At 63.9% G+C, this 19,066-nt stretch carries 1 protein-coding gene (running past both ends of the window); it reads right to left on the reverse strand.

This entire window lies inside a single protein-coding gene on the reverse strand: locus AO356_RS28245, encoding a non-ribosomal peptide synthase/polyketide synthase (protein ID WP_109791126.1). The 29,031-nt coding sequence extends 1,739 nt beyond the window's left edge and 8,226 nt beyond its right edge, so the window shows coding positions 8,227-27,292 — codons 2,743 (complete) to 9,098 (partial); reading right to left, the first codon wholly in view occupies positions 19,064-19,066. Both codon boundaries (start and stop) fall beyond the window edges.

The following is a 19,066-nucleotide window of genomic DNA, read 5'->3' on the forward strand; positions in this document are numbered from 1 at the left end:
CTTCGAACAGCCCGAGAACGGTCTGCTCCTGCGGGTCTTCGGCACCACCGGTATTGAACTCGGCCAACAGTTTCAAACGCTCGCTCGGCGGCAGGATCGACAGTTGGTGCAACGGCGCCTCTGGCGTCTGCTCAAGCATCTGGATCAGGCCTTCCAGCGCCACTTGCACATAACCACAAAGCCGCTGCGCACCAATGCGCGCCGGGGTCATGACGCTGAAGCTGAACGCCTCGCCCTGGTCATCCACCGACAACGTCAGCGGGTAGTTGGTCCGCTCCTCACCACTGAGCACCCGGATACCGTCCCAGGCCGACAGCGCTTCGGCTGAAGCCGCCGCGCCGGTATGGCGATAGTTGAGCAAGGCACTGAACAACGGCGTCGGCGCCTCCACGCCGCTGCAACGTTGCGCCAGCACCAGCGAGGCGTGCTCATGGCCGAGCAACGCGCTCAGGCGCGCATGGGTCGCTTTCACACCGGCACGGACACCGGTCTGCCCCAGGCTCACTCGCAACGGCAAGGTATTGATGAACATCCCCAGTGCACGGTCGGCGCCCTCGCCGCCCTGCATCCGCCCTACCAACACGGTGCCGAAAACCACGTCGTCGCGACCCGACACCGTGCCCAGTACCTGGGCCCAGACCAAGTGATACAGGCTCGCCGCGCTCACTCCGAGCTGACGTGCCTGGAGCCGCAGCCGACGGCTGAGGTCGGCCTCGACCTCCTGGCGCACCTCTTCGATGCCGCTGCCGTCGCCTTGCACATCCTGCAAATCGAACGGCAACGTCGGCTCGTCGACATCGGCGAGCATGTCGCGGAAGAACCGTTCATGGGCTTCGCGACTCACGCCCAACCGAGCCTGGGCCACGTAGTTGCGATACGGCACCGATGCCGGCAGGCGTTGTGCCTGGCCGAGCATGTGCGCCTCGATCTCCGCCGACAGCACGGCCAGCGAGGTGGCGTCGTCCACCAAGTGATGGAACAACAGCATGCCCACCCAGCGCTGGTTGGCCGGGTCTTGCGCATAAGCGACTCGCATCAGCGGCGCCTGGCGGATGTCCAGGCGATAGTGCCGAGGGTCGAAACGCTGATGCAACTGCGTGGCAACCTCCCCGGCCGCCGGATCCAGGTCAACCGACTCGACCACCAGCCGCGCCTCACGCCAGACCACCTGCACGGGCTCGGCCAGGCCTTCCCAGAGCACCCCGGTGCGCAGGATATCGTGACGGCAGACGACGGCTTGCAGCGCCTGGGTGAAGTGTTCCACATGGGCGAAGCTGTCGAACGCGAACATCACGTACTGCAAGTAGGGATCGCCTTGGGCGGCGGCGATGTGGTGATACAGGATCCCTTCCTGCAACGGCGCCAGGGCGTAGATATCCTGCACATTTGCCACGCCACCCGGGACCATGGCCACGATCCGGTCGATGGCGTCCTGGTCCAGGTCGGCCAGGGGCAACATCTGCGGGGTGATCCGCGTGCAACCGTCCGGGATAGCGTTGCCCGGCACCACGACTTCCGTGTGCCCGCCCACCGCGGCAGCCAGGGCCGCCAGCGTCGGTTGGCCGAACAGCACTCGCACGTCGGCGCTCAAGCCGACATGGCGCATGCGTTCGAGCAGCTTCACCGCCAGCAGCGAATGGCCGCCCAGTTCGAAGAAGTTGTCGTGACGGCCGATCCGCTCGAGGTCCAGCAGGTCTTGCCAGATCGCGGCAATGACCGTCTCAGTCTCGCCTTGCGGCGCTTCGTATTCGCGGGTCGCCACTGCCGACTGATCCGGCGCCGGCAAGGCCTTGCGGTCGAGCTTGCCGTTGGTGGTCAGCGGGAACGCCTCGAGGACCACAAACGCGCTGGGCACCATGTAGTCCGCCAGCGAAGCCAGCAATTGCGCACGCAGCTCAGCGGCTAACAATTGCGCGCCGTCTGCGGCAATGACATAGCCCACCAGGCGCTTGTCCCCCGGCGCGTCTTCACGGGCTATCACCAGCGCGTCGCTGACCCCCTCGCAGGCGGCCAAGGTCGCTTCGATCTCGCCCAGTTCGATGCGGAAACCGCGGATCTTCACCTGGTCGTCGTTGCGGCCCAGGTATTCGATGCTGCCGTCGGCCAGCCAGCGGCCGAGGTCGCCGGTCCTGTACAGGCGTGCCCCTTCCCCCCCGCTGAAGGTGTCGGCAATAAAGCGTTCCTGGGTCAACTCGGGCCGGTTCAGGTAACCCCGCGCCACGCCCGCGCCACCCACGTACATCTCACCCACCACGCCTACCGGCACCGGCTCGCGCCGGGCGTCGAGCACATACAGTTGCAGGTCGGGAATGCGCTTGCCGATGGGGCTGACGCCCGTCAACTGCGCGTCGGCCGCTTCGAGGGGACGGTAGGTCACGTGCACCGTCGTCTCAGTAATGCCGTACATGTTCACCAACTGTGTCCCAGCATTGGCTACACGGGCGTACCAGGGCTTGAGCATCGCGGTTTCCAGCGCTTCACCGCCAAAGATCACCTGGCGCAGGCTGTGACGCAGATCGCTTTCGCCCTGGGCCACGATCAGTTGCCGGAAGGCGCTTGGCGTCTGGTTGAGCACGGTCACACCGGCCTGGCACAGCAGCGCGTAGCACTCTTGCGGGGAGCGGCTGACCAGCTGTGGCACCACCAGCAGGCGTCCGCCATGGATCAACGCACCCCAGATTTCCCAGACCGAGAAATCGAAAGCGAAGGAATGGAACAGTGCCCAGACGTCTTGCTGGCCGAACTCGAACCAGGGCTGGGTCGCCGAAAACAATCGTGCGACGTTGCGGTGCTCGACCATCACGCCCTTGGGCAACCCGGTGGAGCCGGAGGTGTAGATCACGTAGGCCAACTGCGACGAGGTCTGGCCCGGTACTTGCGGGTTGGCAGTGGACTGGCTGCGCAACGCCGGGCTATCGAGTTCGATCAGCCGTACCGACTCTTCGGCCAGCAGCGCCTGGGTGGCGGCATGCACCACGATCGCCACGGGGGCACTGTCCTCGAGCATGTAGGCGATGCGTTCCGCCGGGGAAGCCGGATCCAGCGGTACGTAGCCGGCACCCGACTTCAAGATCCCCAACAGGCCGACGAGCATGTCCAAGCCGCGTTCGACACAGATCGCGACCCGGTCATCCGGGCGAATGCCCAGGGACAACAAGCGATGGGCGAGCTGGTTGGCCTGGGCGTTGAGTTCGCCGTAGGTCAGAACCTGATCCTCGAACACCACCGCCACCGCGTCGGATTGCGTCGCGACCTGGGCCTCGAACTGGCGATGGATCAGCGCGTCGTGGGCATACGTCGCCTCTGGCGCATTCCAGGTTTCCAACAGGTGCTTGCGTTCGGCCGATGGCAATACCGCGAGGTTGTGCACCGCCGTTTGCGGCGCGTGCTCCAAGGAATCAACCAGGCTCTGCAGGGCCACCTGCACATAGTCACAGATACGTTGCGCCCCGATCCGGGACTCGACCTGCACCGTCAGGCTGAAGCCTTCGCCCAGGTCATCGACGTTCAGCGTCAGCGGATAGTTGGTACGTTCCTCGCTGGACAACATTTGCATGCCGTTCCAGGCCGACAACCCCTCATCCGTCACCTGCAGCGAACTGTGGCGGAAGTTCAGCAGCGCACTGAACAGCGGCGCTGGCGAGGCCACCTCACTGCAGCGCTGGGCCAAGGCCAGGGAAGCATGCTCATGGCCCAGCAACCCGGTCAGCCGCGCGTGGGTGGTCTTCACCGCGTCCCGCACGTTTTGCTCATTCACGGGCACGCAGATCGGCAAGGTGTTGATGAACATGCCCAGGGCCCGATCGGCGCCGTCGCCGCCTTGCATCCGGCCCAGCAGGACCGTGCCGAACACCACGTTCTCCTGGCCCGACGCCACGGCCAGGACCTGGGCCCAAGCCAAATGGACCAGGCTGGCGGCACTGACACCCAGCTGGCGGGCTTGCGTGCGCAGGCGCTGGCTCAAGGTGTCATCGACAAACGCCTTCACCTCCTCGATGCCGTGCCCGTCGCCCTGTACCTGGGCCAGTCCGAATGGCAGCGTCGGCTCGTCGATATCGCCAAGCATCTCGCGGAAAAACGTTTCGTGCTCCTGTTCGCTCGTCCCTAGGCGGGCCTGGGCCACGTAGTTGCGGTACGGCACCGATGCAACCAGGTGTTCGTCCTGGCCCAGCAGGTGCATTTGCATTTCATGCTGCATCACGTCCAGGGCGGTGTGGTCCAGGGCCATGTGATGGAACAACAGGATCGCGATCCAGCGATCCTGGGCCTCGTCCCGGGCGTAAGCCAGGTGCAACAACGGTGCCCGGCCCAAATCCAGGCGACTGTGACGCGCATCGAAACGGCTGGCCAATTGCGTGGCGATGTCGCCGGCCGTGGCATCGAGAACGATGCACTGCGGCGCCAGCACCACCTGGCGCCAGACCACTTGCACCGGCTCATCCAAGCCTTCCCAGACCACACTGGTGCGCAAGATGTCGTGGCGATCGATCACCACTTGCAGTGCGCCGATGAAGGCATCGAGGCGCTCACGGTTGTCGAAGGCGAATTGCGATTGCAACACATAGGGGTCGCCCTGCTCGGCGGCCAGGTGGTGATAAAGGATGCCTTCCTGCAATGGCGCCAACGGGTAGATGTCCTGCACGTTGCGCGCACCACCGGGAACGGTGGCGACGAGGCGGTCGATGGCCTCCTGGGACAGGTTGATCAAGGGCAACAAGTCCGGGGTGATGTGTTCACAGTCCAAAGGAATCAGGTTCGCCGGCACGCGGACTTCCCTGCCGCTGCCAATCGCCGCGGCCAGTGCGGCCAAGGTTGGCTGGCTGAACAGCACCCTCACGTCGGCGCTCAAGCCGGCCTGGCGCATGCGTTCGATCAGCGTCACCGCCAGCAGCGAGTGGCCACCCAGCTCGAAGAAGTGATCGTGGCGACCGATCCGTTCCACTTTCAGCAGCTCGGCCCACATACCGGCCAAGACCTGTTCGATCTCGCCCTGGGGCGCCGCGTAGGCCTGGCTCGCGTAAGCCTCGGCGTCCGGCGCCGGCAGCGCCTTGCGGTCCACCTTGCCGTTAAGCGTCAACGGGAACGCCGGCAACATCACGAACGCCGCAGGCACCATGTACTCGGACAAGGTCGAGGACAATTGCTCGCGCAACCCGGCCACGCTCAGCGTGACTTGCGGTTGGGCAATGACATAGGCCACCAGGCGTTTCTCGCCGGTTTCATCGGCTCGCACCAGCACCACCGCGTCCCTCACGCCGTCACAGGCCACCAGCTTGGCTTCGATCTCGCCCAGCTCGATGCGGAAACCGCGGATCTTCACTTGATCATCGTTGCGCCCCAGGCATTCCAGGCTGCCTTCCGGCAACCAGCGACCGAGGTCACCAGTGCGGTACAGCAGCGCGTCGGGTTCATGGCTGAACGGGTCGGCGATGAATTTTTCCGCGGTCAGGTCTGGTCGATTCAGATACCCCTTGGCCACGCCCTGGCCGCCGATGTACATCTCGCCGACGACACCCAACGGCGCCAATTGCTGGCGTGCATCGAGCACGTACACCTGGGTATTGCCGATCGGTCCGCCAATGGGCACGCATTCGGCATCCAGCGCCACGGCCTTCACCTCGAGGGTGGTGGCGTAGGTGGTGGTTTCGGTCGGGCCATAGCAGTGCACCAGGCGCAAACCGGGCGCCAGGTCCAGCAAGCGCCGGAACGACGCCACATCGGCCCGTTCGCCGCCGCACAACAGGATCCGCAGGCCGCCGAGGGCCTGGGGAATCAGTTGCACGTATTGGTTGAAGATTGCCGTGGTCACGAACAGCACCGTAACGCCCGAGTCCTGCAGGACCTGGGCAAACCTTGACGGCTCAAGCAGGGTTTCATGGTCGATCACCACCACCTGCCCGCCATTGAGCAAGGCGCCCCAGACGTCCATGGTGCTGGCGTCGAACGCCGGATTCGAGGCGAAGGCGATGCGGTCCTGCGCGTTGAAGTCGGCGTAGCCGTTGTTGATCACCAGGCGGTTGATGGCCCGATGTGGCACCAGCACGCCCTTGGGCTGCCCGGTGGAGCCCGAGGTGTACATGATGTAGGCGATCGACTCGCTGGACTGCGCCAATGCCGGGTTGTGCACCGGGCCCTGGCTGTCCAGCGTGTCCAGGTCGATGCGCGATGCACCCTCGGGCACGGTCTCGGTACTGAACGTCAGCAGGCACTTGGCCTGGCAGTCGTCGAGCATGAAGCCCTGGCGTTCCAGGGAAGCGTTGCGGTCCAGCGGCACGTAGGCCGCCGCGCACTTGAGGATCGCCAATTGGCTGGCCAGCAGCTCGATGGAACGTGGCAACAGGATCGCCACGCAGTCGTCCGGTTGCACGCCAAGGCCGATCAGGTGATGGGCCAGGCGGTTGGCCTGCTCGTTCAACTGCGCGTAGCTCACTTGCCGCTGTCCATGCACCGCTGCAATCGCCTGCGGCAGGTACGTGGCCTGAGCCTCGAACAGCGCCAGAACGGTCTGCTCATGTGGATAGGTGCGCTGGGTGGCGTTGAAGTCCTCCAGCAACTGATTGCGCTCGCTTTGCGGCAGGATCTCCAGTCGGTTGAGTGGCGTCTGGGGCGCGTGTTCGAGGGCCTGCACCAGACTTTCCAGGGCCGTGTGCATGTAGGCGCAGATGCGCGCCGCACCGATGCCCTGCACTACCAGGGCGCTCAACAGGAAGCCATCGCCCAGGTCATCCACCGATAGGGTCAGCGGGTAATTGGTCCGCTCTTCGTTGCTCAGGAACTCGATGCCCTGCCATGCGGCTTGGGTTTCATTCGAGACCTCGGCCGCTGCACTGGCGCTGTGCCGATAATTGAGCAGCGCGCTGAACAGCGGCAGCGGCGCAACCACGCCGCTGCAACGCTGGGCCAAGGCCAGCGAGGCGTGTTCATGGCCCAACAACCCGGTCAGCCGTGCGTGAGTGGCTTTCACCCCCTCGCGCACGCCTTGGCTGCTCACGTCGATCCGCAGCGGCAAGGTATTGATGAACATGCCCAGCGCCCGGTCAGCACCATCGCCGCTCTGCATCCGGCCCAACAGGACCGTACCGAACACCACATCGTCCTTGCCTGACACACGCCCCAGTACCTGCGCCCAGGCCAAGTGGACCAAGCTGGCGGCACTCACGCCCAACTGCCGGGCTTGCGCCCGCAGACGCAGGCTCAAGGTCGCCTCGACAACCTGCCGGGCCTGCTCGATGGCCTGTCCGTCGCCGCTCACGTCCTGCAAGCCGAACGGCAAGGTCGGCTCGTCGACATCGGCGAGCATCTCGCGGAAGAACCCTTCGTGCTCTTGTTGACTCACCCCAAGGCGCGCTTGCGCCACATAGGCGCGGTACGGCATCGCCACGGGCAGTTGGTCGGTTTGGCCCAGCAGGTGCGCCTGCATCTCTTGCTGCACCACTTCCAACGCCGTGTGGTCGAGGGCCATATGGTGGAACAACAACACCGCGACCCAACGCTGGTTGAGCGCGTCTTCGGCAAAGACCAGACGCATCAGCGGGGCCTGGGTGATGTCCAGCCGGTAGCGTTGCGGGTCGAAACGCTCCTGCAACTGCGCCGTGATCTCGCCCTTGGCAATGTCCAGGGCGATCTCTTCCAGATGCAGCTTCGCTTCGCGCCACACCACTTGGATCGGTGCGTCGAAGCCTTGCCACACCACACTGGTGCGCAGGATGTCGTGGCGATCGATGACGTATTGCAGCGCGTCCACAAACGCCGCCAAGCGGTCGCGGCTTTGCAGTTCGAACACGGTTTTCAGCACATAGGGGTCGCCCTGCTCGGCGGCCAGGTGATGGTAGAGAATGCCGTCCTGCAGCGGCGCCAGCGGGTAGATGTCCTGCACGTTGCGCGCACCACCCGGCACCGTGGCGACGAGTCGGTCGATGGCGGCCTGGGACAGGTTGACCAGCGGTAACAGATCAGGGGTGATGTGTTCGCAATGCAAAGGAATCACGTTCGCCGGAACGCTGACTTCCCTGCCGCTGCCAATCGCCGCGGCCAGTGCGGCCAGGGTCGGCTGACCGAACAACACTCGCACGTCGGCGCTCAAGCCGACCTGGCGCATGCGTTCGATCAGCGTGACGGCCAACAGCGAATGGCCGCCCAGTTCGAAGAAATTGTCATGGCGACCCACTTGCTCAACCCTGAGCAGCTCGGCCCAGAGTTGTGCCAAGAGCTGCTCGACCTCGCCTTGCGGCGCTTCATACTCACGGCTGACGTAGGCTTCGCTGTCCGGCGCCGGCAGTGCGCGGCGGTCGAGCTTGCCGTTGGCGGTCAACGGCAGTGTGTCGAGGCGAATGTAGGCCACCGGAATCATGTAGTCCGGCAATTGCCCCTGCAAATGAGTACGCAGGGTCTCGATGTGTGGCGCAACGTCCAGGTCCCGCGGCGTGAAGTACGCCACCAGGCGCTTCTCACCCGGGACGTCTTCGCGCACCAGCACCACGACATCCTTGACCTCGTCATGCTGGCCTAACCGGGCTTCGATCTCGCCCAGTTCGATACGGAAACCACGGATCTTCACCTGGTCGTCGTTACGCCCCAGGTAATCCACCGTGCCGTCCGCCCGCCAGCGCGCCAGGTCGCCGGTGCGGTAGAGCAAGGCACCGGGATCGGCATTGAACGGGTCGGCGACGAACTTCTCGGCGCTCAGCTCGGGACGATTCAAGTACCCTTTCGCCACGCCATCGCCACCGATGTACAACTCGCCGGCCACGCCGATGGGCACCGGCTGTTGGTTGGCATCCAGCACGTAGACACGGGTGTTGCCAATCGGGCGACCGATGGGAATACCGCCCTCGCCCACGCTCTTGATCTCATGGGTGGTGGTAAAGGTGGTGGCTTCGGTCGGGCCGTAGCCGTTGAGCAGGTGCAGCGGCGCGCCTTCCTTCAGGACTCGGCCGATCACCGCTGGGTCGAGTACATCACCACCGACGATCAGGTAGCGCAGCTGGGCGAACACCGACATCAGCCCCGCGGCGTATTGATGGAACAGGCCGGCGGTCATCCACAGCACGCTGACCGATTGCTCTTGCAGCAGCGCCGCAAAACGTTCCTGTGTCAGCAGCACGTCCTGGTCGACCACCACCACGCAACCGCCGTTGAGCAACGGTGCCCAGACGTCGAGGGTGCTGGCATCGAAGGCCGGGTTGGAGGCAAAGGCCACCCGGTCCTGGGCGTTGAACTCGGCGTAGCCGTTGTTGATCACCAGTCGGTTGATCGCCCGATGTGGCACCAGCACGCCTTTCGGGGTGCCGGTGGAGCCGGAGGTGTACATGATGTAGGCCACCGATTCGCCGCTTTGCGTCAGGTGGAGGTTATCGGCGGCTTCATTGAAGACCAGCGTATCCAGATCGACCCGTTGCGAGGCTTCAGGCGCTACCGCCGTGCCCGACGTCAGCACGACCTGTGCCCCGCTGTCCTGCACCATGAACTGCTGACGCTCCAGAGGCGCGCTGACATCCAGTGGGACATAGACGGCGGCGCACTTGAGGATCGCCAGTTGGCTGACCAGCAGCTCGAGCGAACGCTCCAGCGCAATCGCCACCCGATCCCCCGGTCGCACGCCGAGACCAACCAGATGACGGGCCAGGCGATTGGCCCGGTGGTTCAACTCGGCGTAGGTCAGGCTGTGCTCGTTGTGCACGGCGGCAACGGCTTGCGGACGCTCGTTGGCTTGCGCCTCGAACAGGCCATGGACGGTCCTGTCCTGAGGATAGCGTCGGGCAGTGGTATTGAAGCCGGTCAGTACCTGATGACGCTCGGCTTGCGGCAGTACCGCCAGCGTTTGCAAGCGTGATGTCGGGTCGGATTCCAACGCCGTTGCCAAGCTTTGCAGCGCGGTCGCCATGTAGGCACAGACTCGCTGCGCACCGACACCGCTCGTGGCCAGGACGGTCAGGGCGAAATCTTCACCCAAGTCGTCGATACACAGCGTCAATGGATAGTTGGTACGTGCTTCGCCACCCAGTGTCTCAATGCCGTGCCAGGCCAACTGCGCCGCTTCTGTATCGGCCTGTTCGCTGGAGTTGCGGTAGTTCAACAAGGCGCTGAACAGCGGCAGTGGTGCCGCCACGCCGCTGCAACGCTGGGCCACTGCCAGCGAGGCGTGCTCGTGGCCCAACAGTGCGGTCAATTGCCCATGGACCGCCTTGACGCCGGCCTTGACGGCCTGATCGCCCACGCTCACACGAAGGGGCAAGGTGTTGATGAACATGCCCAACGCACGGTCAGCACCCTGGCCGCCCTGCATCCGCCCCATCAATACGGTGCCAAACACCACGTCCTGCTTGCCGGACGCTTGCCCCAGCACCTGGGCCCAGGCCAAGTGATGCAAACTGGCAACGCCCACGCCCGACTGGCGTGCCAGGCGCCGCAACCGACGACTCAAGTCGCCGTCGAGCACCAGGCTCGCATCCTCGATGTCATGGCTGTCACCCTGCACCTGCTGCAAACCGAACGGCAGCGTGGGTTCGTCGACATCACCCAGCATCTCACGGAAGAACCCTTCCTGCGCTTCACGATCCACACCCAAGCACGCCTGGGCCACGTAGTTGCGATACGGTACCGGAACGTCCAATTGACCGGCCTGCCCCAGCAGGTAGGCCTGCATCTCGCTCTGTACGACTTTCAGCGCCGCGTGATCGAGGGCGATGTGATGGAACAACAGCATCGCTACCCAGCGCTGGTTCGGCTTGTCTTGGGCAAAGGCCAGGCGCATCAGCGGTGCCTGGGTCATGTCCAGGGCATAGTGCCGGACGTCGAAACGGTGCTGCAGCTGTTGGGCGATCGCTCCGGCCTGCGGGTCCAGCACCAATTCTTCAAGCCCCAGCCGCGCTTCGCGCCAGACCACTTGTCGAGGCCCGTCGAGACCTTCCCAGAGAATCGCGGTGCGCAAGATGTCGTGGCGGTCAATGACACTTTGCAGGGCCTGGGTGAACCCGTCGAGGCGTTCGCGGCTGTCAAAGGCAAATTGCGCGTGCAAGACATAGGGATCGCCCTGCTCGGCCGACAGGTGATGGTAAAGAATGCCTTCCTGCAACGGTGCCACTGGATAAATCTCTTGCACGTTGCGCGCCCCACCTGGAACGGTCGACACGATGCGGTCGATGGCGTCCTGGTCGAGGCTGGTGAGCGTCAGCATGTCAGGTGTGATCCGCTCGCAGCCGAACGGGATGCCGTTGACCGGCACGTCGATTTCGCTGCCGCCCCCCACTGCCGCCGCCAGCGCGGCCAGGGTGGGCTGGCCGAACAGTACGCGCACGTCGGCGCTCAAGCCGGCCTGGCGCATGCGCTCGATCAGCGTGACCGCCAACAGCGAATGGCCGCCCAGTTCGAAGAAATGGTCGTGACGGCCGACGCGTTCGACCTTGAGCACGTCTTGCCAGATCTGCGCCAGGCTGATCTCGACCTCGCCTTGCGGGGCTTCGTAGCCACGGGTGATCAGCGCATCGAGGTCCGGTGCCGGCAGGGCCTTGCGGTCGAGCTTGCCGTTCGGCGTCAGTGGCAACGCATCCAGGCGCACGTAAGCCACCGGCACCATGTAGCTCGGCAACAATGCCTGCAGGTAGATGCGCAAGGCTTCGATGTCTACCGACTCGTCTGGCGAATGCTGGGTGAAATAAGCCACCAAGCGTTTGTCGCCCGGTACGTCCTCACGGGCCAGGACTACGGTTTCGTTCAAGGCAGCGTGTTGCGCGAGCTTGGCTTCGATCTCGCCCAACTCGATGCGGAAACCGCGGATCTTCACCTGGTCGTCGTTACGGCCCAGGTATTCGATGTTGCCGTCCGGCAGGTAGCGGCCCAAGTCGCCGGTTTTGTACATGCGGGCGTTCGGAGCCGTCCTGAACGGGTCCTTGAGGAAGCGTTCAGCCGTCAGGTCGTCGCGGTTCAAATAACCACGAGCGACCCCGGCACCACCGATGTAGATTTCACCCGGCACGCCCAGCGGCACGGGTTGTTTGTGCTCGTCCAGCAGATAGAACTGGGTGTTCGCCACCGGTTTGCCGATGTGTGCGGCAAACCCGTCTTCGCGAGCCATCGACACCCAGCTTGAATAGGTCGTGGTTTCCGACGGGCCATAGAGGTTGCACAGGCGCTTGACCTGGGTCTGTTCGAACAAGGTTTCAACCAGGCTGCGCTTCAAGGCTTCACCGGCGACGTTGACCGTGTCGACACCCTCGCCCAGCCCACCGGACTCCAGCAAGGCCTTGAGCGCCGACGGCACGGTGTTGATCAGGGTGATGTCGTGCTCGCCCTGCTGCAGTTCCAGCACATTAGTGACCACTTCGATGCTGCCACCCGAGGTCAGCGGCGCGAAGCATTCATAGACGGCCAAGTCGAAGTTCAGCGACGTCGAGAACAGGGTTTTCGACAACGTGGCATCATCGAACGAACGATGAGCCCAGGTCAGGAAGTTCACCGTGTTGCGGTGCTCGATCATCACGCCCTTGGGCAGACCGGTCGAACCGGAGGTGTAGATGACATAAGCCAGGTGCGAGGACGTCAGCTCGGCCACCTCGGGATTCTGGACGGATTCGTCCTGCCAATCGCCGCTGTCGAGATTGATCACTGGCATCGATGCTTCCGCCAACAACTCAAGGGTCGCTGTCTGCGCCAACACCGCAGCCGGCGCGCTGTCGTCCAGCATGTAGGCAATCCGGTCCAGCGGGTACGCCGGGTCCAGCGGCACATAACCGCCGCCAGCCTTGAGGATCGCCAGCAGCCCCACGACCATGTCGATGCCGCGTTCAACGCAGATCGCCACCCGCGAATCCGGCTCCACGCCCTGTTTGCGCAGGTAATGGGCCAGGCGGTTGGCCCGCTCGTTCAACTCGTGATAAGTCAGGCGCTGCTCGCCACGGATCACCGCCACCGCCTCCGGCGTACGCTGGGCCTGGTCCTCGAACAACCCATGAACCGTCTGCTGCTGCGGATAATCCGCCTCGGTGGCGTTGAATGTCACCAGCAGTTGTTCACGTTCCAAGGCCGGCAGGATCGACAGGTGCTGCAACGGCTGGTCCGGCGTCTGCTCGAGCATGCCGACCAGGTTTTCCAATGTGTGCTGCACATAACCACAAAGCCGCTGCGCACCAATGCGTGCCGGGGTCATGACGGTAAAGCTGAACGCTTCGCCCTGATCGTCCACCGACAACGTCAACGGGTAGTTGGTCCGTTCCTCGCTACTGAGTATCTGGATACCGTCCCAGGCCGGCAACAGCTCGATCGCGGTTGTCGCTCCGGTATGACGGTAGTTGAGCAAGGCACTGAACAATGGTGTTGGCGCTTGCACGCCACTGCTACGTTGCGCCAACGCCAAGGAAGCGTGTTCATGGGCCAGCAACGCGGTCAGGCGGGCATGGGTCTCCTTGACGCCGGCACGGACGCCGGCTTGCGCCACGCTCACCCGCAAGGGCAGCGTATTGATGAACATGCCCAACGCCCGATCGGCGCCCTCGCCGCCCTGCATCCGGCCCATCAGCACCGTGCCGAACACCACATCGTCCTTGCCCGACACCTGGCCCAGGACTTGCGCCCAGACCAGGTGATACAGGCTCGCCGCGCTCACCCCGAGCTGACGCGCCTGGCCCCGTAACCGGCGACTCAGGTCGGCCGCGACGTCCTGGCGGACCTCCTCGATGTCGCTGCCATCGCCTTGCACATCCTGCAAGCCGAACGGTAGCGTCGGCTCGTCGACGTCGCCGAGCATGTCGCGGAAAAAACGTTCGTGGGCTTCGCCACTCACACCCAGACGGGCCTGGGCCACATAGTTGCGATACGGCATCGCGGCGCCCAACTGCGCCGCCTCTCCCGAGAGACAGGCCTGTATTTCGTGTTGCATCACGTCCAGCGCGGTGTGGTCCAGCGTCATGTGGTGGAACAGCAGCATCGCCAGCCAACGGTCATTATCCGTGTCGTGGGCATGCACAAGACGCAGCATCGGTGCCTGGGTAATATCCAGACGGTGATGCCTGGAATCGAAGCGTTCATACAGTTGCGCCGCGGCATCGCCGTCGACCGGGTCCAAGGCGACCTCTTGCCGTCTCAGCAGCGCTTTGCGCCAGACGATCTGCAAGGGTTGCTCGAATCCCTCCCAACGTATCGACGTCCTGAGAATGTCGTGACGATCGATAACCTGTTGCAACGCGCGCGCGAAGTCCTCCAGACGGTCCTGGGTCTCGAAAGCGAACAGCGTCTGGAGCAGGTAGGGATCGCCCTGCTCGGCCGAGAGGTGATGGTAGAGAATACCTTCCTGTAGCGGGGCCAGCGGATAGATGTCCTGCACATTGCGCGCCCCCCCCGGTACTGTCGATACGATGCGCTCGATGGCGTGCGGGTCCAGAGCGACCAGCGGCAGCATCGCCGGGGTAATGTGTTCACAGTCCAAGGGAATCAAGTTCGCCGGGACACTGACCTCACTGCCACTACCAACGGCGGCGGCCAGCGCGGCCAGGGTCGGTTGACTGAACAGCACGCGCACGTCGGCGCTCAAGCCGACCTGGCGCATCCGCTCGATCAGGCTGACGGCCATGAGCGAATGCCCGCCCAGCTCAAAGAAATTGTCGTAACGACCCACCTGCTCGACCTTGAGCAGCTCGGACCAGATCCGCGCCAATGCCGTTTCGACTTCGCCTTGCGGGGCTGCGTAGCCGCGTCCCGAATAGGCCTCGCTGTCCGGGACAGGCAAGGCCCGATGGTCGAGTTTACCGTTCGGGGTCAAAGGCAAGGCGTCCAGGCACATGTAGGCCGCCGGCACCATGTGGCTGGGCAGGTGCACCTGCAATTGTTCGCGCAGGCTATCGGCTGTCAGCGCTTGATCCAGGGTGTCGTGCGCCGTGTAATACGCCACCAGGCGCTGGTCATCCGGGGCCTCTCCCACCGCGACGACAACGGCCTCCCGGACTCCGGCGCAAGCGCCGAGCCTGGCTTCTATTTCACCCAGCTCGATACGCAAGCCACGGATCTTCAGTTGGCTGTCGTTGCGCCCCAGGTAGTCGATGTTGCCGTCCGGCAAGTAGCGCCCCAGGTCACCGGTGCGGTACATCCGCGCGTCCTGCACAAGGCTGAACGGGTCCTTCACAAAGCGCTCGGCGGTCAATTGCCCACGGTTCAAATAACCCCGGGCAACCCCGGCGCCACCAATGTACAGCTCACCTGCCACGCCTACGGGAACCGGTTGCAGGTGGGCATCGAGCAGGTAGACCTGGGTGTTGGCCACCGGCTTACCGATATGCAACACCGCCTGCGAGGCATCGATCCGCCCCGAGGTAGCCACCACCGTCGTTTCCGTGGGGCCGTAGTTGTTGATCAGTTCGAAGGGCAGATCGGCCGGTAGCTTGCGCAGGCGGTCGCCACCAATCAGCAAGGTGCGCAGTTGATCGTGTCCCAGGTTGCGGCCAAACGCGTATTCGGCAATGGGCGTGGGCAGGAAACACACATCCAGCGCCTGGGCCTGCCACCAGTCGAGTAGCGCGCCGACGTCCTCGCTGCCCGCATGGGCCGGTGGCAACAGCAACGTCGCCCCCGCACACAACGAAGGCCAGATCTCCCAGGCCGCCGCATCGAAACCGAAACCGGCGACACTGGAGGTGCGGCTACCGCGTTTCACATTAAAGGCCTGGCAATGCCAGCCCACCAGGTTGCTGAGGTTGCGATGCTCGACCATCACGCCCTTGGGCAGACCGGTCGAGCCGGACGTGTAGATCACGTATGCCAGGTGACGGGCTTCGAGCCCTGGCACCGCGGGGTTGGAGACGGACTCGTCCTGCCAACCGGCGTTATCGAGATTGATGACCGGCACCGCGCCAGCGGCCAGCAAACCCTGGGTGACGGCCTGCACCAACACCGCAACCGGTGCGCTGTCCTGCAACAGGTAGGCAATACGTTCCGCCGGGTAGGCCGGGTCCACAGGGACATAGCCGGCCCCGGCCTTCAGCACGCCCAACAGGCCGACAACCATTTCCAGGCTGCGTTCGACACAGATCGCCACTCGATCATCGGGGCAGACGCCCAAGGCCAACAGGCGATGCGCGACCTGGTTCGCCCGGGCGTTGAGCTCACAGTAAGTCAGTGTCTGGCCTGCATGCACCACTGCCACCGCTTGCGGGTGTGCCGCGGCCTGGGCCTCGAACTGCCGATGGATCAGCGGGTCATGGGCATAGATCGCCGCTGTCGCGTTCCAGGTTTCAAGGAGTTGCTTACGTTCGGCCAGCGGCAATATTGCCAGGCTGCACATCGGCGTCTGTGGCGCATGCTCCAACGCCTCGACCAGACTTTCCAGCGCCACCTGCATATAGCCGCAGATACGTTGGGCACCCACCCGAGACTCGACCAGCACCGTCAGGCTGAAGTCTTTACCCAGGTCATCGACACTCATCGTCAACGGATAATTGGTGCGTTCTTCGCTCCCCAGTATCTCGATACCCTGCCAGGCTGACGAGGTTTGCAGCGCAATAGGCTCGGCGACCGAATGACGGTAGTTGAGCAATGCACTGAACAGTGGCGTCGGTGCAATCACGCCACTGCAACGTTGGGCCAACGCCAGGGAGGCATGTTCATGGCCCAACAAGCCGCTCAACCGCGTATGGGTCGCCAGTACAGCGTCGCGGACGCTTTGCGCACCGACCTGCACGCCAATCGGCAAGGTGTTGATGAACATTCCCAAGGCACGGTCGGCGCCTTCGCCGCCCTGCATCCGCCCCATCAGCACGGTGCCGAACACCACGTCTTCGCGCCCCGAAACCCGGCCCAGCACCTGGGCCCAGGCCAGGTGATGCAAGGCTGCCGCACTCACCCCCAGGCGACGGGCCTGGGTCCGCAGGCGTCGACTCAAGTCGGTCGCGATAGCCTGTCGGGCTTCTTCGATACCGCTGCCATCGCCACGAACATCCTGCAGGCCGAACGGCAGCGTCGGTTCGTCGATGTCGCCGAGCATCGCGCGGAAAAACGCTTCGTGCTCTTCACGACTCACACCCAGGCATACCTGGGCCACATAGTTACGGTAAGGCACCGCATCGCCCAACTGACCGGCTTGGCCCGAGAGGTGCGCCTGCATCTCGTGACGCACCACTTCCAGCGCCGTGTGGTCGAGCGCCATGTGATGGAACAGCAAGGTCGCCAGCCAACGCTGGTTGACGGCGTCCTCTGCGAATCGGACGCACATCAACGGCGCCTGGCGGATATCCAGACGGTGGTGACTGACGTCGAAGCTCGCCTTCAACTGGGCGAGAATGTCACCCTCCTCATCGTGCGGGATGACGTGCTCAACACCCAGCACCGCCTTGCGCCAGACCACTTGCACCGGCTCGTCCAGCCCTTCCCAGGCCATGGATGACCTCAAGATGTCGTGGCGGTCAACGACGCTTTGCAGGGCCTGGATGAAAGCGTCGAGGCGTTCGCGGTTGTCGAAGGCGAACTGCGTTTGCAGCACGTAAGGGTCGCCTTGTTCGGATGCGAGGTGATGGTAAAGGATGCCTTCCTGCAAGGGGGCCAACGGATAGATGTCCTGCACGTTGCGCGCACCACCCGGTACGGTGGACACGATGCGGTCGATGGCGTCCTGGTCGAGGCTGGTCAGCGTCAGCATGTCAGGCGTGATCCGCTCGCAGTCGAGCGCGATCCGGTTGACTGGCACCACTATTTCGTTGCTGCCTCCCACTGCCGCCGCCAACGCCGCGAGGGTTGGCTGGCCGAACAATATGCGCACGTCGGCACTCAAGCCGGCCTGACGCATGCGCTCGATCAGCGTGACCGCCAGCAGGGAATGCCCCCCCAGTTCGAAGAAGTGATCATGGCGACCGACCTGTTGCAGGCCCAGCAAGTCTTGCCAGATCTGCGCCAGGGTGGTTTCGGTTTCGCCTTGCGGGGCTTCGTAGCCGCGGCTGATGACGGCATCCAGATCCGGCGCCGGCAGCGCCTTGCGGTCGAGCTTGCCGTTCGGTGTCAGTGGTAACGCATCCAGGCGCACGTAAGCCACCGGCACCATGTAGCTCGGCAACAATGCCTGCAGATAGGCGCGCAAGGCTTCGATGTCTACCGACTCGTCTGGCGAATGCTGGGTGAAATAAGCCACCAGGCGTTTGTCGCCCGGTACGTCCTCACGGGCCAGGACTACGGTTTCGTTCAAGGCAGCGTGTTGCGCGAGCTTGGCTTCGATCTCGCCCAACTCGATGCGGAAACCGCGGATCTTCACCTGGTCGTCGTTACGGCCCAGGTATTCGATGTTGCCGTCCGGCAGGTAGCGGCCCAAGTCGCCGGTTTTGTACATACGGGCGTTTGGAACGGCGCTGAACGGATCTTTCAGGAAGCGTTCGGCCGTGAGGTCGTCGCGGTTCAAATAACCGCGAGCGACCCCGGCACCACCGATGTAGATTTCGCCCGGCACGCCCAGCGGCACGGGTTGTTTGTGCTCGTCCAGCAGATAGAACTGGGTGTTCGCCACCGGTTTGCCGATGTGGGCGGCAAACCCGTCTTCGCGGGCCATCGATACCCAGCTTGAGTAGGTCGTGGTTTCCGAAGGGCCGTAGAGGTTGCACAGGCGTTTGACCTGGGTCTGCTCGAACAACGTCTCCACCAGGCTGCGCTTGAGCGCTTCACCGGCGACGTTGACCGTGTCGACGCCCTCGCCCAATCCGCCGGATTCCAGCAAGGCCTTGAGCGCCGAGGGCACGGTGTTGATCAGCGTGATGTCGTGCTCGCCCTGTTGCAGTTCCAGCACATTAGTGACCACTTCGATGCTGCCGCCCGAGGTCAGCGGCGCAAAGCACTCGTAGACCGCCAGGTCGAAGTTCAACGACGTCGAGAACAGGGTCTTCGCCAAGGTCTGCGAATCGAAAGAACGATGGGCCCAGGTCAGGAAGTTCACCGTGTTGCGGTGTTCGATCATCACGCCCTTGGGCAGACCAGTCGAACCTGAGGTGTAGATGACATAGGCCAGGTGTGAGGACGTCAGCTCGGCCACCTCCGGATTCTGGACGGACTCGTCCTGCCACAAACCACTGTCGAGATCGATCACTGGCATCGAGGCTGCTGCCAG

This window comes from Pseudomonas fluorescens (assembly GCF_001307275.1).
Lineage (GTDB): Bacteria > Pseudomonadota > Gammaproteobacteria > Pseudomonadales > Pseudomonadaceae > Aquipseudomonas > Aquipseudomonas fluorescens_AA.